A 19,978-nucleotide genomic window follows, 5' to 3' on the forward strand; every position below is an offset into this window, starting at 1 on the left:
CATTGCCTGGCTTTCCGTCACCTGGCTTGTTTTCGCGATTTTTCAACTGAAGGAGAAACTGCATGAAATTGCTCAGCGCCTCGATCCTCGCGGCGGCCCTGCTCGCCGGCTGCGGCGGCATGTCCAACAAGACCGCCAGCGCCCCCGACACGCCAACCCGCACCGCCGACGGCGTGCTGGTCGGACCGAACGGGATGACGCTGTACACCTTCACCAAGGACACCGCCGGCTCCGGCACCTCCGCCTGCAACGCCCAGTGCGCCGCCAACTGGCCCGCGCTCGCCGTGGCCGACACCGCCAAGCCCATCGGCGGCTACACCATCATCATTCGCGAAGACGGCAAGCGCCAGTGGGCCTACAAGGGCTGGCCGCTGTACTACTGGGCGAAAGATGCCAAGCCCGGTGACAAGACCGGCGACGGCGTGGCAAACGGCGCCTGGAAAGTCGCTCGTCCCTGATCCATCAAGGATCTGACGCAAGAACGCCGGCGCCTGCCGGCGTTTTCTTTTATCGGCTTTTCCCGGCGTTTCCCGGTGTAGAGGCCGGCACCACCCACGGCAGAATCCCCGCATGAGCTCTGACGCCAATCCGGATGCGTTCCTCGCCCTGCTGACCCAGGGCCTGATCAGCGACGCACAGCACGACGCCGCGCGCGCCCACCCCGAAACCGCCGCCCTTCCCCCGCTCCCCAACCCGGCCCATGCGCTGGCCTGGATGCGCGTACGCGGCATGGTCACCGAGGAAGAACAGAACGCGGCGCTCGACAAGATCGGCGACGACGCCCCGCACGCCGACGACGCGGCGGATACCGCCATCGATGCCGACGACCTCATCGAGTTGGCCGGGCAAGGCATCACGCACGAGGCAATCGAGGTGCTCTTCAGGGACAGCCTCATCGACGCCGAGACGCGCGACATGGCGCTGACGGAAACGCCGGTCGTGGGCACCGTGGCTGCGTCACCCGTGGCCACGCTGGCCTGGCTGGCAACCGAAGGCCCGCTCGAAAAGGAACGCTTCGACGCCCTGAGCGCCCAGGTCGCCGCCGAGCCGGCCTTTGCCATGGCCGCCGAGCGCACGCGCATCGTGAACGAGGCACAGGCCCTGATCGAGGCCGACGAGCAGGCCATCAAGGCATGGCAGGCTCGCGCGCAACGCAGCCGCCGCATCGGCGCGTGGAAGTTCATCCTGGCCGTGGCGGTGATCGGCGGCGGCCTCGGCTGGTACCTGTTCGCCCCGGCGAGCGTGCCCGCCTGCGACGCCGCCTCCACGCGCAAGACACTCGACAGCCTCATGCGCCGCGTGACCATGGACGTGCGCATGCGCCACCTCGACCCGAACGCCGGCACCGTGATCGAAACGCCCTCCGTCGGCAGCATGCGCGAAGTCGGCTACCGCAAGCCGGAGCGCGTGCGAGGCTGCGTGGCGGTCATGACGCGGGGCGACAGCAAGGAACCCATGGCGTACACCATCGGTCCCACGGAGCCGAAGAGCGACGAGATGGTGGTGCGCGGCGCGGACGTAGCCATCGTCGAGGCACGCTTCGGGCACCTCGACGCCGATGGCAGGCCGCTCTACAACGCTGAGCCCATCGGCCGCGAGGCGATGGAAAAAGCCTTCCGCGAAGGCGCGGCGCCGCTGAGCGCGGCACGATCGGCTTCGGCCATGCGCATGCGTCCGCGCACCGACTCGGGCCTGGTGCGCAAGGACCCGAACCGCTCGCGAGAAATCGCCGAGATCGAGCCCACGGGCCCCTGCCGCAAGCTGGACGATGGCATGGGCCACACCTGCCCGCTGGTCATCGAATACAACGACAGCCTGCTGGGCGCCCTCTCAGGCAGCGACACCTCATTGCCCGTGACCGGAGAATTCACCTTCGTGGAAGACAACGGCAACTGGCGCGTCAGCGACGACTTTCCGAAGACCTTCGTGCGCAAGGTGCTCGAAGCGCGGCTGAGCAGCATGGGCGTCACCGACGCAGCCATGCCGCAGTAGGCAGAAGCGCCAGTCGATCAGTGCGCGCCCGGCACCGCGGTGTCGGCGACCGTGGTGCGCCGGCCGCGCAGCGCCAGCAGTTCGTTGAACACCAGCGCGCCGATGACCAGCACCCCGCCGGTCAGCACGCTTGCTGCAGGCTGCTCGCCCGCACCAATCCAGGCCAGCGCGATGCCGAAAATGACTTCCAGCAAGGCCAGCAACGCGACTTCAGGCGCCTTCAGCACCTGGGCGCACAACACCGACAGAACGCAGGGAATGGCGAGCTGGAACACGCCCAGGAAGGCCAGCAGCCCAAGGTCGTGAGCGCTGGCCCGGAACGGCCATGCAAAGGGCAGCGTGAAGAGCGCCGTGAGCACCGCGCCGATGAGCACCGCAGGCACCAGATCCACCTTGTGGCCCTTCGCCTGCGCGTGCTGAACCACGGTCCAGTTGGCCGCGCCCGCCAGCGGCACGCACAGCGCGAGCAGCGTGCCGGCCAGCGATCCGCCCCCGCCCTGCATGAGCTGCGTGCCGTACATCCAGCCGATGCCCGCACCCGCGACCACGATGGCCAGCCAGGTGCGCGCGGGCAGCTTATGGCCGATGAAGAAGCGCGCCGCCAGCGCCGTGAGCAGCGGCCCGAGCGACATGGTGACGAGCACGCTGGCCGTCGAAGCCAGCGTGAGCGCGACCATGAAGGCCGTGAACATCACGGCCCAGCACACGCCCGAGATCCAGAGTTCGCGCCCGCCGCGGCGCAGTTGCGAGAACACGGCGCGGCCCCGCCAAAGCGGCAAGATCACCAGCAGCGCCAGCGTCGTGAAGAGGCTGCGCCAGAAGGTGATCTCGAAACTGTGCGCCTGCGCCAGGTGGCGGGTGACGACGCCCGCCGTGCCCCACATCAGGGTCACGACGACCATCAGCCAGACGGCGCCGCCGTGCGTCAGGCGCATGGCAAATCGACGGAGTCGATCAGCCTTGCGACGTATCGCGGCCGGCGCGCTTGCGCTCGTGTTCCTTCAGGTAGCGCTTGCGCAGGCGCACGCTCTTGGGCGTGATTTCGACCAGCTCGTCGTCCTCGATGAATTCCACGCCGTATTCGAGCGTGAGTTCGATCGGGGGCGTGATCTTGATCGCGTCTTCCTTGCCCGAGACGCGGAAGTTCGTCAGCTGCTTGGTGCGCGTGGCGTTCACCACCAGGTCGTTGTCGCGGCTGTGGATGCCGACGATCATGCCTTCGTACACCGGGTCGTTCGCCTTCACGAACATGCGGCCGCGGTCGTCCAGCTTGCCCAGGGCGTAGGTGAAGATTTCACCGTCGTCCATGGAGATCAGCACGCCGTTCTTGCGGCTGCCGATGTCGCCCTTGTGCGGCTCGTAGCTGTCGAAGATGTTGCTGATGAGGCCCGAGCCACGCGTCAGGTTCAGGAATTCGTTCGTGAAGCCGATCAGGCCACGCGCCGGAATGCGGTATTCGAGGCGCACGCGGCCACGGCCGTCCGGTTCCATGTTGACCAGTTCGCCCTTGCGCTCGCCCAGTGCCTGCATCACGCCGCCCTGGTGCTGGTCTTCGATGTCGGCCGTCACCAGTTCGATCGGCTCGTGCTTCTCGCCGTTGACGGTGCGGAACACCACGCGCGGCTTCGACACGGCCATTTCATAGCCTTCGCGACGCATGTTTTCCAGCAGGATGGTCAGGTGCAGTTCGCCGCGACCCATCACTTCGAAGATGCCTTCTTCGTCGGTTTCGTTCACGCGCAGCGCAACGTTGTGCTGCAGTTCTTTCTGCAGGCGGTCCCAGATCTGGCGGCTGGTGACGAACTTGCCTTCGCGGCCGGCCAGCGGGCTGGTGTTGACGCAGAAGTTCATCGTCAGGGTCGGTTCGTCGACCTTGAGCATCGGCAGCGGCGCGGGGTTCGCGGGGTCGGTCACGGTAACGCCGATACCGATGTCGGTGATGCCGTTGATCAGCACGATCTCGCCCGGGCCGGCTTCAGTGGCCTGCACGCGGTCAAGGCCCTGGAAAGTCAGCACCTGGTTGACGCGGCCCTTGATGGCCTTGCCGTCCGGGCCTTCCATCACCACCACGTCCATCATCGGCTTCAGGGTGCCCTGGCTGATGCGGCCCACGCCGATGCGACCGACGAAGGTCGAGAAGTCGAGCGCGGAAATCTGCAGCTGCAGCGGCGCGGCGGGATCGCCCTTTTGCGCCGGCACGTGCTTCAGGATGGTGTTGAACAGGGCCGACATGTCGGGGCCCCACTGCTCGCCCTGCGCGCCTTCTTCCAGCGACGACCAGCCGTTGATGCCCGAGGCGTACACCACGGGGAAGTCCAGCTGTTCGTCGGTCGCGCCGAGCTTGTCGAACAGGTCGAAGGCGGCGTTGACCACCTTGTCGGGGTTGGCGCCCGGCTTGTCGACCTTGTTCACCACGAGGATGGGCTTCAGGCCGAGGGCCAGCGCCTTCTTGGTCACGAAGCGCGTCTGCGGCATCGGGCCTTCCTGCGCGTCGATCAGCAGCACCACGCCGTCGACCATCGACAGCGCGCGTTCCACTTCACCGCCGAAGTCCGCGTGGCCCGGGGTGTCGACGATGTTGATGTGCGTGCCTTCCCAGGTCACGGCGCAGTTCTTGGCCAGGATCGTGATGCCACGTTCCTTTTCGATGGCGTTGTTGTCCATTACCGTGTCGACCACTTTCTCGTGCTCGGCGAAGGTGCCGGACTGGCGCAGCAATTGGTCGACCATCGTGGTCTTGCCATGGTCCACGTGGGCAATGATGGCGATATTGCGAATTTGCTTGGTACTCATGGTGTCGCTTCGGTCTGTTGTGCGTTCAAAAGAATTTGCTGGATTTCGATGGGGTTCAGCAAGCGCCCCGGGATCAATTCGCCGGCCGTTACATGGGCTGTGCCCAGGAACGCCCGCGGGTCGGAGCCGAACACGGCCACCTCATCGGCATCGGCCCAGCCGCCACGGCGGCGCAGGCCCGAAAGAAAACGTGCCGCATCTTCCACGCCGAGCGTGACGCGGCTGTGGCCATCCACCAGGGCTTCGGCAGGCAGGAGTTGTGCCAGGCGCTCTTCCTCGTCCATGGCTTCGAGCGCTTCGAGCGTGATGCACTGGGCCTCGACGAAGCCGCCCGTGGCGGTCCGGCGCAGCGAGCTCAGGTGTGCACCACACCCAAGCGCCTCGCCGATGTCTTCGCCGAGGGTGCGGATGTAGGTGCCCTTGCTGACGGAGGCCAGGATACGGATGACGTCGTCGCCGATCGCGCTGAGTTCGAGCTTGTGGATCACGACGTCGCGCGGTGCCCGCTCGACTTCGACGCCCTCACGCGCGTATTCGTACAGCGCCTTGCCGTCCTTCTTGAGCGCGCTGTGCATCGGGGGCACCTGGCGGATCGGGCCGGTGAACTGTGCCTCGACGCGCGCCAGGTCTTCAGGCGTGACGTGCACCGGCCGCTCGGCGATCACTTCGCCCTCTGCATCGCCGGTCGCGGTCTTGATGCCCAGGCGAGCCGTGGCCTCATAGGTCTTGTCGGCATCGAGGTGCAACTGGCTGAATTTGGTGGCTGCGCCGAAACAAAGCGGCAGGACTCCCGTCGCGAGCGGATCGAGCGTGCCGGTGTGGCCTGCTTTTTCCGCGCGCAGCAACCACTTGGCCTTTTGCAAGGCCTGGTTGCTGGAGAGTCCCAGCGGCTTGTCGAGCAACAACACCCCATGCACAGGGCGCCGCTGCACCCTTGTGCGTGGCGCGTTCATGGCTAGTCGTCTTTCGAGCGCGAAGCGACGGCTTGCGCGATGAGCGCGTTCATGTCGGCCGCACGCTCGGTGGTGCGGTCGAACAGGAAGTGCAGCGTGGGCACGGTGTGGATGTGCAGGCGCTTGAACAGGCCGTTGCGCAGGAAGCCCGCGGCCTGGTTCAGCGCTTCGGTCGTCTCGGCCACGTCGCCCGTGAGCAGGCTGAAGAAAATCTTCGCGTGCGCATAGTCGGGCGTGACCTCGACGGCCTGGATCGTGACCATGCCCACGCGCGGGTCCTTCAACTCGCGCGCGATCAGCTCCGTCAGATCGCGCTGGATCTGATCGGCAACCTTGAACGCGCGGTTGGGGGCGGCGGCTTTTCTCTTCGGCATGGACTTTCTCGCATGGAACGCTTACAGCGTCCGGGCGATTTCCTTGATCTCGAAGAATTCGAGCTGATCGCCCTCTTTGATGTCGTTGTAGTTCTTGAGCTTGATACCGCACTCAAAACCTTCGCGGACTTCGCGCACATCGTCCTTCATGCGCTTGATCGAGTCGATTTCGCCCGTGTAGACCACCACGTTGTCGCGCAGCAGGCGGAAATGCGCAGTGCGGTTGACCGAGCCCGAGGTGATGTAGGAACCTGCAACGGTACCGATCTTCGAGGCCACGAACACCGTGCGGATTTCGGCCGAGCCGATGATTTCCTCGCGGCGCTCCGGCGCCAGCATGCCCGACATCGCGACCTTGATCTCGTCCACGGCGTCGTAAATGATGCTGTAGTAGTTCAGCTGCACGCCGTTGTTCTCGGCCAGCTTGCGCGCACCGGCATCGGCACGCACGTTGAAGCCGATCACGACCGCCTTGGAGGCGATGGCGAGGTTGATGTCGCTTTCGCTGATACCACCCACGCCGGCGTACACCACCTGCACCTTGACTTCGTCCGTCGCCAGCTTGAGCAGCGATTGCGCCAGAGCTTCCTGCGAGCCCTGAACGTCGGCCTTGATGATGATGCGCAGCGTCTGCACTTCGCCCGCCGACAGGTCGGTGAACATGTTCTGCAGGTTCGCGGCCTGGGCCTTCGCCAGCTTGGTGTTGCGGAACTTGCCGGCACGGTAGGTAGCGATTTCGCGCGCACGGCGCTCATCGCTCATCACCATGAACTCGTCGCCCGCTTGCGGCACTTCGGTCAGACCCTGGATTTCGACCGGGATCGACGGGCCTGCAGTCTTGGTCGACTTGCCGTCTTCGTCCAGCATGGCACGCACGCGGCCATAGGTCGAGCCAGCCAGCACCACGTCGCCGGTCTTGAGCGTACCGGACTGAACCAGCACGGTAGCAACCGGGCCGCGGCCCTTGTCGAGCTGGGCTTCGATGACCAGGCCCTTGGCGGCGGCATCCACCGGCGCCTTGAGTTCCAGCACTTCGGCCTGCAGCAGCACCTGTTCGAGCAGGTCGTCGATGCCCTGGCCCGTCTTCGCGGACACCGGCACGAACGGCACGTCGCCGCCGTACTCTTCGGGCACGACCTCTTCGGCCACCAGTTCCTGCTTCACGCGGTCCAGGTTGGCGTCGGGCTTGTCCACCTTGTTGATGGCAACCACGATCGGCACACCAGCCGCCTTCGCGTGCTTGATGGCTTCCTTGGTCTGGGGCATGACGCCGTCGTCGGCCGCCACCACCAGGATCACGATGTCGGTAGCTTGCGCACCGCGAGCACGCATGGCCGTGAAGGCCTCGTGACCCGGGGTGTCGAGGAACGACACCATGCCGCGATCGGTTTCCACGTGGTAGGCGCCGATGTGCTGCGTGATGCCGCCGGCTTCGCCCGCAGCGACCTTGGCGCGGCGGATGTAGTCGAGCAGCGAGGTCTTGCCGTGGTCGACGTGACCCATGACGGTCACGACCGGTGCACGCGGCAGGGCTTCGGCGGTTTGCGCCGACACGTCCTCGTCGGTGAAGGCTTCCGGGTCGTCAAGCGCGGCAACCACCGCGTTGTGGCCCATTTCCTCCACCAGGATCATTGCGGTGTCCTGGTCGAGCGACTGGTTGATGGTCGCCATCTGGCCGAGCTTCATCAGTTGCTTGATGACCTCTTGCGCCTTGACGGCCATCTTGTGCGCGAGCTCGGACACCGTGATGGTTTCGGGCACATGCACTTCGAGAATGCGCGCCTCGACCGGTGCGGCCGGCGCATGTTGCTCGTCGTGACCGCCGCGGTCGTTGCCACGGCGACCGCGCGGGCCTCCGCGCCAGTTGCCGCGACCGACACCACCGCTGGCATCGCCGCGGGTCTTGATTTCCTTCTTCTTGGCAGGATCGCCAGCCCAGCTCGACGAGAGCTTGGCGGACTTGACTTCCTTGCCTGCGGCACCGGCAGCGCCGGGTGCAGCTGCTGCAGCGCCGGGCGCGGCAGGTGCGCCGGCACGCGCTGCGGGCGCGGTCGGCTTGTGCAGCGTTCCCTTGACCGCGGCCTTTTCGGGCTGCGGCTTCTCGGGTGCCTTGTGCGGCACCAGCACGCGGGCCGGTGCGTTCATCATGGCGCGGATGGCTTCGGCTTCGGCCAGGGCCTTGCGGCGACGCTCGTCGAGATCCTTGGCGCGCGCGGCTTCTTCGTCGGCGCGGGCCTTCGATTCGGCGGCGGCCTTGGCCTTCGCGTCTTCCTTGGCCTGCGTCGCAGCAGTTTGCGCGGCGAGCTTGGTATCGGCAGCCTTCTGCTCTGCAGCAGCGGCGGCGGCCGTCACGGCGGGCGCGGGGGCAGCCGCCGGCTTGGTGGCCGTGGTGCTGTCCTTTGCGCTCGCGGCGGCAGCAGCTGCTGCGGCAGCGGCCTTCTTCTCGGCGGTTTCGGCGGCGACACGTGCGGCTTCCTGCTCGGCCTTCTCAGCCTTTTCGGCCTGCTCGCGTTCGCGAGCTTCGGCTTCTTCGCGCAGGCGGCGCTTTTCAGCCAGCTCTTCTTCCTGGCGGCGGATCAGCTCGGCCTGGCGGCGCGCTTCTTCCTCGCGGCGGGCCAGTTCGGCTTCGTCGATGCGGGGAGCGGCGGGCGCGGCGGCAGGTGCCTCGGCCACTTGCTGCGCCGTCTCGGGCGTGGCGGGATGGCCGTCTTCGCGCTGGATGAAGGTGCGCTTCTTGCGCACCTCGACCTGGATGGTGCGGGCGCGGCCGGTGGCGTCGGCCTGCTTGATCTCGCTGGTCGACTTCTTGGTCAGCGTGATTTTCTTGCGCTCGGGCTCGACGGTGCCGTGGCTGGCCTTCAGGTGGCCGAGCAGGCGCTGCTTGTCAGCCTCGGTGAGCGCATCGGTGGCGGCCGCTTTGGGCACACCTGCGCTCTTGAGCTGGTCAAGCAAGGTTTCGGGAGTCTTCTTGAGCTCGTTCGCGAACTCGGCGACAGTGGTACTGGACATATTGGTTTCGTGCCTCCATGACCGTCACTCTTGGCCGGCGAACCAGTGTTCGCGGGCTTTCAAGATGAGGGCTTTGGCGTCATCGGCGCTTTGGCCGGTGATCTCGGTGAGTTCATCGACCGCGAGGTCGGCAAGATCGTCACGGGTGTTCACACCCGCTTCGGTCAGCTTGGGAATCAGCTCGGGGTCCAGGCCTTCGAGGTCGTGCAGGTCTTGCGACACCGTCGACTGGGCCTCGACGCCCTCTTCCTTGGCGATTTCCATGGTCAGCAGCGCATCCTTGGCACGCGAGCGCAGCTCATTGATGGTGTCTTCGTCGAACGCCTCGATTTCCAGCATTTCGGAAATTGGCACGTAGGCCACTTCTTCGAGGCTGTTGAAACCTTCCGAAATGAGGATGTCGGCGATTTCCTCGTCGACGTCGAGCTTTTCCATGAAGAGCTTGCGGCTGGCGTCCGTTTCGGTCGCCTGCTTCTGGGCCGACTCGTTGGCGTCCATGATGTTGATCTTCCAGCCGGTGAGGTCGGAAGCCAGGCGCACGTTCTGGCCGCCGCGGCCGATGGCGATGGCGAGGTTTTCCTCGTCGACCACCACGTCCATGGCGTGCTTTTCTTCGTCCACCACGATCGACGACACGTTGGCCGGGGCCAGCGCACCGATCACGAACTGGGCCGGGTCTTCGCTCCACAGCACGATGTCCACGCGCTCGCCAGCGAGCTCGTTGGTCACGGCGTTGACGCGGGTGCCGCGCACGCCGACGCAGGTGCCGATGGGGTCGACGCGCTTGTCGTGCGATAGCACGGCAATCTTGGCGCGCGAACCCGGGTCACGGGCGCAGCTCTTGATTTCGAGCAGGCCTTGCTCGATTTCGGGCACTTCCTGGCGGAACAGCTCGATCATGAACTCGGGGGCCGAGCGCGACAGGATGATCGGCGCGCCGCGCAGCGTCAGGTCAACCTCCATGATCATGGCGCGCACGCGGTCGCCGTTGCGCAGGTTTTCCTTGGCGATCATCTCGCTGCGGCGCAGGCGCCCTTCGACACGGCCGGCCTCGACGATGATGTCGCCCTTGTCCAGGCGCTTGACGGTGCCCACGAAGATCTTGTCGCCGCGCGACATGAAGTCGTTGAGCAGCATCTCGCGCTCGGCGTCGCGGATCTTCTGCAGGATGACCTGCTTGGCGGCCATGGCGCCGATGCGGCCGATCGGCACCGAGTCCACCGCTTCTTCGATGTACTCGCCGACTTCGATGTCCGACATTTCTTCCTTGGCTTCGAACAGGAGGATTTCCTGGTCGGGCAGCTGCAGGCCAGCCTCGTCGGGCACGACGTGCCAGCGGCGGAAGGTTTCGTAGTCGCCGCTGTCGCGATCGACCGCGACGCGAATGTCCACGTCGCCCTGATGGAGCTTCTTGGTGGCTTGCGCCAGAGCGGACTCGACCGCGCCGAAGACCACGTCACGCTCGACGTTCTTCTCGCGCGAGATCGCATCCACCAACATCAACATTTCGCGATTCATGCCACCACTCCTCTAGTCAGTCCGGAACCTGCGTTCCGTCGTCAATATCCGAAAAACCCGGTTGGGTTTTGGCCTTGCGGCCCTTGAAATCCACAATAGGCGCGAGCCGCGCCTCGCGCAGCTCGTCCAGCACGAAGCCCAGCGCCTGCAGCGTTGCAGGCGCGCGCTTCTTGCTCACTTTTTGACCCGGCTTGGGCTCCGGCGCATCGCTCCAGACGATTTGCCAGCCCTGGGCGCCGACAGCGCCCTCAACCTGTGCAACACGCTCCAGCGTGCCGCGAAACTTCTTGCGAGTGGCCGACACCTGGCCCGCCGCCGCAGCACCCATGGGCGCCTTGAGCGTGATGTCGATCACCTCGCCCACGAAACGCTCGAAATCCTGCTCATTGCGCAGCGGACGGTCAATACCGGGCGAGGACACCTCGAGCCGCTTGTAATCGACACCATCGACCTCGAGCGCAAATTGCAATTGGCGCGTTACCTTCTCGCAGTCTTCGACCGTCACGAAGGGCTCTGGCACGCCGGCAGCCGCATCTTCCAAGGTGGGGGCCGTCCAGGGCAAATCAATCGTCACGCGCAGCAATCCCCCGGCCGAGCGTTCGATCTCGACCAGGTCATAGCCGAGACCGGCCACGGTTTGTTCCACTATTTGCTGCAATGCCACGTGTTCGAAGGTGCCTTTTAAATACTGGGTTCATGCCATCCGCCCGCCACGGATGCCAGATCGCCATGAATGCTCAGAATGCATAGACCAAAAAAAACGGGCGGTTGGTACCCGCCCGTTTGGTCGTGAGCCTCGAATTATATGCTATTTGTGTAATAAATGAAGGGGCTTCGAGGCTCAGCCACCTATTGATTGGCGCGATTTGAACCAAACCAATGCGAATAGCACCGCGCCGAGTGCCAATGCCGCCGCCGCGACCAGCAACGGCAGCTGAAAAGACCCCGTCCGCTGGGCCAGTGGCGCCGCAAACAGCGGCCCGACGATCTGCCCCACTCCATAGGATGCCGTCGCGTAGCCGATCAGCCCGGCAGCCGCATTGCCGCGCAGCCGGCGCGCATCCCGCATGGCAAAAAGAGTGATCGCGGTAAACGGCATGCCCAGCAGCAGGCTTCCGAGCGCGAATCCGGCAATGCTCGGCCATGCCACCGACAGCACGACGCCCAGCGCCTGCAACGCGTAGGCGCAGGCCAGCAGCAGCCGGTTGTCCCAATGCGTCGGCGCGCGGGCCCCGATCAGCGCGCCTGGAATGATGGCCAGCCCGAACAGCGGCCAGAAGAAGTCCGGCCAGGGCGATCCCGGCAGCGCCTGCCGGGCGATCACCGGCAGGAAGGTGGCGGTAATGATGTAACCGAAGCCCGCCAGCCCATAGAGCGCGACCAGCCAGATCGCATCGCTGCGATCGGCCGGCCCGGCCACGCGAACCGCCGCAGCAGGCGCCGGAGCGGCACCGCCACCTGCGGATGCCCGCTCGCCGTCGTCGAACACCCGCCAGATCACCGCGATCAGCACGACCGCCAGGATGCCAAGGCCGATCCACCCCGCCTCGGAACCCCAGCGCCCCAGCGCACCACCGAGCAGGCCCGTCATCGCGATGCCGATTCCCGGCCCGGTGTAGATCACGCCGGCCAGCGTCGGCGCGTTCGTCTCCGCCAGCCGGCGCAGGCCCCAGCCTGAGGCGAAGACGAAGACCCAGGCGCTCATCACGCCTGCCGCCGTGCGCAGCACGCCCCAGCTCGTGAAGCTGTGCAGCAAGCCCATGCCGATCAGCAGAGCGGCCGTGGCCACCAGCCCGCCCCGCACCATGCTCGACGCCTTGATGCCGATGGCGGCACAGCTCACCGCACCGAGGAAGTACCCCAGGTAGTTGAGCGACGCCAGCACCCCGCCCGCCGCCAGCTCCAGCTTTCCCTCGTGCAGCATGATGGGCAACATGGGTGTGAAGGCAAAGCGCCCCAGGCCCATCGCCACTGCGAGGGTGACCATGCAGGCCAGCGCCGCGCGCCAGGCTCCGCGCCGGTCGCGTCCGATTTCCGACATTTCTTGCTGTCTCCGTTTATTCCAGCAGCGCGGCGGCCACCAGCTTCTTTGTATAGGGGTGCTCGGGCGCGTCGAGCACGCGCTCGACCGACCCTGTTTCGAGAATGGCCCCGTCCTTCATCACGATGACGTGGTGCGCCATCGCCCGGATCACCTCGACGTCGTGCGTGATCAGCAGATAGCTCAGCCCCCGCTCGCGCTGCAGGCGCTGCAGCAAGCTCAGCACCTGCTTCTGGATCGTCACGTCCAGCGCGCTGGTGGGCTCGTCGAGCACCAGCAGCTGCGGGTCGACGATCAGCGCGCGCGCAATCGCCAGGCGCTGCCGCTGACCGCCCGAAAACTCGTGCGGATAGCGGTCGAGCAGCGAGGGGAACTGGGCCTCCGTCAGCCCGACATCGGCCAGCGCGACGAGTGCACGGGCACGGCGCGCCGCGGTGTCGAGTTCGGGCGCATGCACGCGCAGCCCCTCGCCCACGATCTGCTCCACCGTCATGCGCGGCGACAGCGACGAGAACGGGTCCTGGAACACCACCTGCATCACGCGGCGCAGGCCGAGATCGGAGGCGCGGTCGACCGCCCAGCCCTTGCCCGCGACCGTCAGCGCGCCCTGGTGCTTCAGCAGCCCTAGCGCCGCCAGCGCCAGCGTCGACTTGCCCGAACCCGACTCACCGACCACGCCGAGCGTCTCGCCCGGCACGATGCGGAAATCCGCCCCCTGCACCGCCACGAATTCGCCCTTGCGGAACCAGCCGGCGAAGCCCGGCTTCGGCACGGGATAGATCACGCGCAGGGCCTTGGCCTCGATCACTGGCGCCGCGTCGGCGCGCGCAGCGACGGCCGCCACGTTGCGCTCCGGATGACTGTCGATCAGCTTGCGCGTGTAGGGATGCTGCGGGGCATCGAACACAGGCGCCACCGCGCCATGCTCGACGATGTGGCCGTTCTCCATGACCACCACGCGATCGGCAAAACGCCGCACCAGGTTCAGGTCATGCGTGATGAGGAGCACCGCCATGCCGTACTTGCGCTGCAGGTCAGCCAGCAATTCGAGGATCTGCGCGCGCACGGTCACGTCGAGCGCGGTGGTCGGTTCGTCGGCCAGCAGCAGGCGCGGCTTGCAGGCCAGAGCCATCGCGATCATCGCGCGCTGGCGCTGGCCGCCCGAGAGCTGGTGCGGAAACGCCCTCGCCCGTCGCGCCGGCTCCGGAATGCCGGTGTCAGCCAGCAGCTGGACGGCCGCCGCCTGCGCGGCGCGGGCCGACAGCCCTTCGTGCAGTTCGAGAACCTCGGCGATCTGGTCGCCGACGCTGTAGAGCGCATTCAGTGCAGTCATCGGCTCCTGGAAGATCATCGCGATCTCCTTGCCGCGGATGCCGCGCAATTCGCGCTCGGGAATCGACAACAGGTCGCGCGCGCCCTGCGAGCGCCCGCCGCCAAAGAGCCGGGCAGTGCCAGAAAGATCGGCGTTCTGCACCAGCCGCAGCAGCGACAGCGCCGTGACCGTCTTGCCCGAACCCGACTCGCCGACGAGCGCGAGCTTTTCGCCAGCGGCCATCTGGAAGTCGATGCCGTGCACGACCTCCTTGCCGCTGAATGCGACGCGCAGGCCCTTTACGTCGAGCAGGGGCTGGTTGGGTTGTTGTGAATCGCTCATCACTTGTCTGCCTTGCGCGGATCGAGCGCATCGCGCAGCGCGTCGCCCATGAAAGTCAGCAGCATCAGCGTGACGACCAACACGACGAAAGTGGACAGCGAGATCCACCAGGCGTCGATGTTGCCCTTGCCCTGGCTCAGCAGCTCACCGAGCGACGGTGTGCCTGGCGGCACGCCAAGGCCGAGAAAGTCCAGAGAGGTCAGCGCCAGAATGGCCGCGCTCATGCGGAACGGCAGAAAGGTGACGACCGGCACCATGCTGTTGGGCAGGATGTGGCGCCACATGATCTGCAGATTGCCCACACCGAGCGCCCGCGCCGCACGCACGTAGTCCATCTGCCGGTTGCGCAGGAACTCGGCGCGCACGTAGTCCGACAACCCCATCCAGCCGAACAGGCTCAGCAGGATCAGAAGCAGCGCCACGCTGGGCGTGAAGATCGCACTGAAGATGATCAGCAGGTACAGCTCGGGCATCGCTCCCCAGATCTCGATCAGCCGCTGGAAGGTCAGGTCGATCTTTCCGCCGAAGAAGCCTTGCACCGCGCCGGTCGCGATACCCAGCACCACCCCTATTACCGTGAGCGCCAGCGCGAACAGCACGCTCACGCGAAAGCCGTAGATCAGCTGGGCCAGCAGGTCGCGGCCCCGCTCATCGGTGCCGAGCAGGTTCTCGCTCGAAGGGGCCGCAGGGTTCGGAGGCTTCGAGAAATAGTTGAGCGTGGCCGGGCCATAGCGGTTCGGCGCATAGATCGCCCAGTTGCCGCCCTGGGTGATGCGCTGCTCGATGAACGGATCAAGGTAGTCGGCCGGCGTTTCGAAATCGCCGCCGAAGGTTTTCTCGGAATAGTCCCGCAACACTGGGAAATAGGTCTTGCCTTCGTAGCGCACCACGAGCGGCTTGTCGGTGGAAAGCACATCGGCGAAAAGGCTCAGCACCACCAGCGCCGAGAAGATCAACAGGCTCCAGAACCCCAGCGGATTGCGGCGAAAACGGCGCCAGGCGCGGCGGCCGGGGCTCACGGACACGACAGGCGCTTTAGTCAAACTTCACCCTCGGATCGACCCAGACATAGCAAAGATCGGAGATGAGCTTGGTCACCAGACCGATCAGCGTGAACAGATAGAGCGTGCCCAGAAACACCGGGTAGTCGCGCCGCAGCACGCTTTCGTAGCTGAGCAGGCCCATCCCGTCGAGCGAGAACAGCGTCTCGATCAGCAGCGCGCCCGAAAAGAAGGCGCCGATAAAGGCTGTCGGGAAGCCCGTGATGATCGGAATCAGCGCGTTGCGGAACACGTGCTTCCAGAGCACCTGGCGCTCGGCCAGTCCCTTGGCACGCGCCGTCAGCACGTACTGCTTGCGGATCTCTTCGAGGAAGGAGTTCTTGGTGAGCATCGCGGTGATCGCGAAGCTGCCGAGCACCATCGCCGTCACCGGCAAGGTGATGTGCCACAGGTAGTCGACGATGCGCGCGCCCCAGCTCAGCGACTCCCAATTCGGCGAAGTCAGCCCGCGCAGCGGAAACCATTGCAGCTGGCCGCCGAAGATCACCAGCAGCGCCACGCCCAGTACGAAGCCCGGAATGGCGTAGCCAACGAGCACCAGCAGCGTCGTCAGAAAGTCGAAGCGCGAACCGGCGCGAACCGCTTTCGCAACGCCGAGCGGCACCGCTATCAGGTAGCTGATGAAGAAGGTCCAGAGCCCCAAGCTGATCGAGACCGGCAGCTTCTCCTTGATGAGCTGCCACACGTCCTTGCTCTGGAAGAAGCTCTTGCCCAGGTCGAAGCGCGCGAACTGCTTGAGCATCTGCCAGAAGCGCTCGGGTGCCGGCTTGTCGAAGCCGTAGAGGGCCTTGATCTCCGCCACCTGCTTGGCGTCGAGGGAGCGCCCCGTGGGGCCGCCCGAGAGGCGGTTTTCCTTGTTGGTCAGTTGCGACAGCAACTGCTCGGCCGGACCGCCCGGAACAAATTGAACGATGGCGAAATTGATCAGCAGCACCCCGAACAGCGTGGGAATGATCAGCAGAAGGCGTCGGAGCAGGTAGGCGGCCATGCGGTCTGTCTGGGTCTGTCGTCTACTTCGCTGCCGGGTCGATCCACCACGTCGTCAGCATCGCCGAGCCGGCGAGAAGACGTTGCGGCAATGGCGCTTCGGGGCGGCGCAGCTTGCGCTTGTGGGCAATGAAATATTGTTTGCCGTAGTACATCGGGATCACGTAATGCTGGTGGAGCAAGTAACGGTCCAGCAGCCGCGCGCCTGCTGCGAGCGACTTGCGGTCCGGGCTGTTGACGATCACTTCGAGAATCTCGTCGATCACCGGATCGCTGATGCCGCTGAGGTTCTGGCTCCCCTTTTCGTTGGCCGATTTCGAGCCGAAATCGTCGTACAGCTCGTTGCCCGGACTCGATGAGCCACCCGCGATGTTGATGACCATGTCGAAGTCGAGATCGTCCTGTTTCTTCTTTATCAGGCTCGGGTCGCGCAAGCGATAGTCCAGCGCGATTCCCAGCTTGGCGAGGTTGCGCGCGTAAGGCGCCAGCACCACGCCCGAACTGCGATCCCCAATGTCGAAATTGATGACGAAAGGCGTTCCGTCCTTGTCGCGCAAGGCGCCATCCCTGTATGTCCAGCCCGCCTCTTTGAGCAGTTCCTGCGCGCGGACCAGGTTGCGCCGCAGGCCTTCGGCGGTGTCTCCGCTGCTGGCGGGGCGCGGCAGTTCGCCCTTCGTGTTGTCGATGTATCGCTGCCTGTTCTTCAGGTGCTCGATCAGCACCTGCTCCTCGGGGCTGATCTCGGGCTGGGCCATGAGGTCATCGCTGTTCTGGAAGTAGCTCATCGTGCGGGCTCTGCGTCCGTAGAAGAGATGCTGGTTGAGCCAGTCGAAATCGAAGGCCAGCGCCAATGCCTGTCGCACGCGCATGTCCTGGAAGCGAGGCTGCCGCAGGTTGGGCGAGAGGCCCTGCATGCCGGTGAAGCGGCGGTGCGAAATCTCTTCCTTGACCAGCTCGCCGGAATCGAAACGCCGCCCCTTGTAGCGGCGCACCCAGGCGATGATCGAGCGTTCTTCCATCGCATCGAGTGAGCCGGCCTTGAGCGACTCCTCTTCACCCAGCGAGTCCTTGAAGTACTGGTACGACACCTCGCCGAAATTGAACATCCCCTTGCGCACCGGAAGATCGGCGGCCCAGTAGTCCGGCCGCCGGCGGTACGAGATGTACTTCCCGAAGTCGACCTTGTCCACCACGTACGGCCCGCTGGCTATGGGCGGCTCGCTCACGATCTGGTCGAAGGGCTTGCCCTTGCCCCAGGCACTCGAGAAAACCGGCAGCTGGCCGATGATCATGTGCAGCTCGGAGTTCTGGCGCTTGAAGTCGAAGCGGATCGTGCGCTCCCCCACCACCACGGCGCCCTTGATGTCAACCCAGTACGAGCGGAAGGTCGGCCCCGCCTGCTTGCTCATGAGGGTGTCGAAGGAGTACTTCACGTCCTTCGCGAGCACCGGGGAGCCATCGGAGAACTTGGCTTTCGGGTTCAGGCGGAAAGTGACGCTCAGGCGGTCTGCGGCAAGCTGCACGTCTTCGGCCAGCATGCCGTAGTTGGAGAAGGGCTCGTCTTCGCTCGGCGTCATCAGCGAATCGAAGATCAGGCCGTACTCGGAGAACACAAAGCCGTTGGCGCTGTAGCCCATGCCCTGCGGCGGCACGCCCCGCAGCGTGAAGGGGTTGAGCTTGTCGAAGGTTCCGCTGGCCGAGAGGATCAGCTCGCCGCCCTTGGGGGCATCGGGATTCACGTAGTCGAAATTCTTGAACGACGCCGGGTACTTCGGCTCGTAACCCATGCCCAGACCATGCGCTGCCCACGAGGGGAGCGCCAAGAGAGCCAATATCAGAAGCAGCCAACCTCGCATGCGAGAATTCTGCCCAAGATTTTCACGAGGCAACTTCATGGGCTTTCTTTCCGGCAAAAAACTGTTGATCACCGGTGTGTTGAGCAATCGCTCCATTGCTTATGGCATTGCCAAGGCCTGTCATGAACAGGGCGCAGAGCTCGCCTTCAGCTATGTCGGCGAGCGATTCAAGGACCGTATCACCGAATATGCCGCAGACTTTGGCTCGAAGCTGATTTTCGATTGCGACGTGGGCGACGACGCGCAGATCGACAAGCTCTTTGCAGACCTCTCGCAGACCTGGCCGAAGTTCGACGGCTTCGTGCACAGCATCGGCTTCGCGCCGCGCGAGTCCATTGCGGGCGACTTCCTCGACGGGCTCTCGCGCGAAGGCTTCAAGATCGCGCACGACATCAGTGCGTACAGCTTTCCGGCCATGGCCAAGTCGGCCCTGCCCTACCTCAACGACAAGGCGGCCCTGCTCACGCTGACCTACCTGGGCGCCGAACGCGCGCTGCCCAACTACAACACCATGGGCCTGGCCAAGGCCTCGCTCGAAGCCTCGGTGCGCTACACCGCCGCCTCGCTCGGCCCGAAGGGCATGCGCGTGAACGGCATCAGTGCGGGCCCGATCAAGACGCTGGCAGCCAGCGGCATCAAGGGCTTCGGCAAGATGCTGGCGGCCGTGGCCGACGCCTCGCCCATCCGCCGCAACGTGACCATCGAGGAAGTCGGCAACGTGGCCGCCTTCCTGCTGAGCGACCTGGCCAGCGGCGTGACCGCCGAGATCACCTACGTGGACGGCGGCTTCAGCAACGTCGTCGGCGGGATGGCCGAGTAACCCTGCCATCGAGCCCTCACACGGCCACCAGATGGCCGTGCTGCGCTATTCATTTCATAGCATCGTGCTGAACCGACGCTCCCTCCTGCTTGCCGCTTTCGGCGTGATCGCCGCGCCTGCCGCGTTCGCGCGCGAGGCGGCGCCCTCGCTGATGCTGGCCGACGTCTACCGCCCCGGCATGTCGCTGCACGACTACTGGGTCAGCGAGAAGTACGACGGCGTACGCGGCTACTGGGACGGCAAGCAGCTCTGGACACGCGGCGGCGAACGGATCGTGGCGCCGGCATGGTTCACCGCACCGCTGCCGAAGCAACCCCTCGACGGCGAACTGTGGGTGGGCCGCGGCCAGTTCGCACGCGCCGTCTCCACGGTGCGCAGCCAGACGCCCAACGACATCGCCTGGCGCGAGATGCACTTCATGGTGTTCGACCTGCCCGCGCAGGGTGGCGACTTCACGACGCGCCTCGCCGTGCTGCGCAAGCTGCTGCCGATTACCGACGCACCATGGGTCGTCGCGGTCCCGCAGGAACGCGCGACCACGCACGCCGCATTGCAGGCGCTGCTCGACAAGACGGTAAAAATGGGCGGTGAGGGTCTGATGCTCCACCGCGGCAGCTCCCAATACCGTGGCGAGCGCAACAGCGACTTGCTGAAGGTCAAGCCCTACGAAGACGCCGAAGCCCGCGTGGTCGAGCACGTGCCCGGCAAGGGCAAGCACAGTGGCCGGCTCGGCGCGCTGGTGGTCGAGACGGCCGACGGCAAGCGCTTCAAGCTCGGCACCGGACTGACCGACGCCGAACGCGAGAACCCGCCCGCCGTCGGCAGCTGGGTGACCTACCGCTACAACGGCACCACCGCCAAGGGCCTGCCGCGATTCGCGCGCTTCATGCGGGTGCGCGAAGGTTAGGCCGGCCCGTCCA

Annotated in this window: 16 protein-coding genes; 4 read left to right on the top strand and 12 right to left on the bottom strand. The window is 65.4% G+C overall.

Annotated features, from left to right (window positions below; all coding sequences use genetic code 11):
• The first annotated feature begins 62 nt into the window (after positions 1–62).
• Positions 63–458 (top strand): COG4315 family predicted lipoprotein, encoded by a 396-nt coding sequence (locus BMW87_RS04820; protein ID WP_093054772.1) that lies wholly within the window; start codon positions 63–65, stop codon positions 456–458.
• A gap of 112 nt (positions 459–570) precedes the next feature.
• Complete coding sequence (locus BMW87_RS04825) at positions 571–1,992, top strand: hypothetical protein (protein WP_093074576.1); 1,422 nt, start codon at positions 571–573, stop codon at positions 1,990–1,992.
• A 17-nt stretch (positions 1,993–2,009) separates the two neighbouring features.
• Here the strand turns inward: BMW87_RS04825 and BMW87_RS04830 are convergent, their stop codons facing one another.
• The 12 genes from BMW87_RS04830 to BMW87_RS04885 all read right to left on the bottom strand — a co-directional run bounded on the left by BMW87_RS04830 (position 2,010) and on the right by BMW87_RS04885 (position 18,205).
• Positions 2,010–2,927 (bottom strand): DMT family transporter, encoded by a 918-nt coding sequence (locus BMW87_RS04830; RefSeq protein WP_093074578.1) that lies wholly within the window; start codon positions 2,925–2,927, stop codon positions 2,010–2,012.
• Positions 2,928–2,946: 19 nt separating this feature from the next.
• Positions 2,947–4,785, bottom strand: coding sequence for a translational GTPase TypA (gene typA / locus BMW87_RS04835; RefSeq protein WP_093054766.1), 1,839 nt, complete (start codon positions 4,783–4,785; stop codon positions 2,947–2,949).
• Positions 4,782–5,738 (bottom strand): tRNA pseudouridine(55) synthase TruB, encoded by a 957-nt coding sequence (truB, locus tag BMW87_RS04840; RefSeq protein WP_093074580.1) that lies wholly within the window; start codon positions 5,736–5,738, stop codon positions 4,782–4,784. Before truB ends, typA begins: the two co-directional genes overlap by 4 nt.
• 2 nt (positions 5,739–5,740) lie before the next feature.
• Positions 5,741–6,112: a 30S ribosome-binding factor RbfA gene (gene rbfA / locus BMW87_RS04845; RefSeq protein WP_062479819.1), complete on the bottom strand. Its 372-nt coding sequence runs from the start codon at positions 6,110–6,112 to the stop codon at positions 5,741–5,743.
• A gap of 21 nt (positions 6,113–6,133) precedes the next feature.
• Positions 6,134–9,121 carry a translation initiation factor IF-2 gene (gene infB / locus BMW87_RS04850; protein WP_093054762.1) on the bottom strand — a complete coding sequence of 996 codons (2,988 nt, stop codon included), beginning with the start codon at positions 9,119–9,121 and terminating at the stop codon, positions 6,134–6,136.
• Between the two features lie 24 nt (positions 9,122–9,145).
• On the bottom strand, positions 9,146–10,639 hold the full coding sequence (nusA, locus tag BMW87_RS04855) for a transcription termination factor NusA (RefSeq protein WP_093054760.1): 1,494 nt from the start codon (positions 10,637–10,639) through the stop codon (positions 9,146–9,148).
• A 16-nt stretch (positions 10,640–10,655) separates the two neighbouring features.
• On the bottom strand, positions 10,656–11,303 hold the full coding sequence (rimP, locus tag BMW87_RS04860; RefSeq protein WP_093074583.1) for a ribosome maturation factor RimP: 648 nt from the start codon (positions 11,301–11,303) through the stop codon (positions 10,656–10,658).
• A 177-nt stretch (positions 11,304–11,480) separates the two neighbouring features.
• Positions 11,481–12,680, bottom strand: a complete 1,200-nt coding sequence (locus BMW87_RS04865; RefSeq protein ID WP_093074585.1) for a YbfB/YjiJ family MFS transporter — start codon at positions 12,678–12,680, stop codon at positions 11,481–11,483.
• 16 nt (positions 12,681–12,696) lie between these two features.
• Positions 12,697–14,334, bottom strand: coding sequence for an ABC transporter ATP-binding protein (locus tag BMW87_RS04870; protein ID WP_093074588.1), 1,638 nt, complete (start codon positions 14,332–14,334; stop codon positions 12,697–12,699).
• Positions 14,334–15,377, bottom strand: a complete 1,044-nt coding sequence (locus BMW87_RS04875; RefSeq protein WP_093054752.1) for an ABC transporter permease — start codon at positions 15,375–15,377, stop codon at positions 14,334–14,336. The genes BMW87_RS04870 and BMW87_RS04875 overlap by 1 nt, the downstream gene beginning before the upstream one ends.
• Entirely contained in the window at positions 15,370–16,383 is a 1,014-nt protein-coding gene (locus BMW87_RS04880) for a microcin C ABC transporter permease YejB (protein WP_093054750.1), read from the bottom strand. Before BMW87_RS04880 ends, BMW87_RS04875 begins: the two co-directional genes overlap by 8 nt.
• A gap of 22 nt (positions 16,384–16,405) precedes the next feature.
• The gene (locus BMW87_RS04885; protein WP_256216664.1) at positions 16,406–18,205 is read right to left on the bottom strand and encodes an extracellular solute-binding protein; all 1,800 of its coding nucleotides are present in this window, start codon (positions 18,203–18,205) and stop codon (positions 16,406–16,408) included.
• Between the two features lie 70 nt (positions 18,206–18,275).
• Between BMW87_RS04885 and fabI the strand changes: the two genes are divergently transcribed.
• On the top strand, positions 18,276–19,058 hold the full coding sequence (fabI, locus tag BMW87_RS04890; RefSeq protein ID WP_007832278.1) for an enoyl-ACP reductase FabI: 783 nt from the start codon (positions 18,276–18,278) through the stop codon (positions 19,056–19,058).
• 64 nt (positions 19,059–19,122) lie between these two features.
• Positions 19,123–19,965: a DNA ligase gene (locus tag BMW87_RS04895; protein WP_093075233.1), complete on the top strand. Its 843-nt coding sequence runs from the start codon at positions 19,123–19,125 to the stop codon at positions 19,963–19,965.
• Positions 19,966–19,978 lie beyond the last annotated feature (13 nt).

Origin of the sequence: Variovorax sp. OV084, from assembly GCF_900111625.1 — a bacterium.
In the GTDB taxonomy this organism is placed as follows: domain Bacteria; phylum Pseudomonadota; class Gammaproteobacteria; order Burkholderiales; family Burkholderiaceae_C; genus Variovorax.

What these genes read in the sequence shown, in the direction of transcription:
- nusA (WP_093054760.1), bottom strand. Translation starts at nt 10,639, where the DNA reads ATGAATCGCGAAATGTTGATGTTGGTGGATGCGATCTCGCGCGAGAAG.
- typA (WP_093054766.1), bottom strand. Translation starts at nt 4,785, where the DNA reads ATGAGTACCAAGCAAATTCGCAATATCGCCATCATTGCCCACGTGGAC.
- fabI (WP_007832278.1), top strand. Translation starts at nt 18,276, where the DNA reads ATGGGCTTTCTTTCCGGCAAAAAACTGTTGATCACCGGTGTGTTGAGC.
- truB (WP_093074580.1), bottom strand. Translation starts at nt 5,738, where the DNA reads ATGAACGCGCCACGCACAAGGGTGCAGCGGCGCCCTGTGCATGGGGTG.
- rbfA (WP_062479819.1), bottom strand. Translation starts at nt 6,112, where the DNA reads ATGCCGAAGAGAAAAGCCGCCGCCCCCAACCGCGCGTTCAAGGTTGCC.
- BMW87_RS04825 (WP_093074576.1), top strand. Translation starts at nt 571, where the DNA reads ATGAGCTCTGACGCCAATCCGGATGCGTTCCTCGCCCTGCTGACCCAG.
- BMW87_RS04870 (WP_093074588.1), bottom strand. Translation starts at nt 14,334, where the DNA reads ATGAGCGATTCACAACAACCCAACCAGCCCCTGCTCGACGTAAAGGGC.
- BMW87_RS04830 (WP_093074578.1), bottom strand. Translation starts at nt 2,927, where the DNA reads ATGCGCCTGACGCACGGCGGCGCCGTCTGGCTGATGGTCGTCGTGACC.
- BMW87_RS04865 (WP_093074585.1), bottom strand. Translation starts at nt 12,680, where the DNA reads ATGTCGGAAATCGGACGCGACCGGCGCGGAGCCTGGCGCGCGGCGCTG.
- BMW87_RS04880 (WP_093054750.1), bottom strand. Translation starts at nt 16,383, where the DNA reads ATGGCCGCCTACCTGCTCCGACGCCTTCTGCTGATCATTCCCACGCTG.
- BMW87_RS04820 (WP_093054772.1), top strand. Translation starts at nt 63, where the DNA reads ATGAAATTGCTCAGCGCCTCGATCCTCGCGGCGGCCCTGCTCGCCGGC.
- infB (WP_093054762.1), bottom strand. Translation starts at nt 9,121, where the DNA reads ATGTCCAGTACCACTGTCGCCGAGTTCGCGAACGAGCTCAAGAAGACT.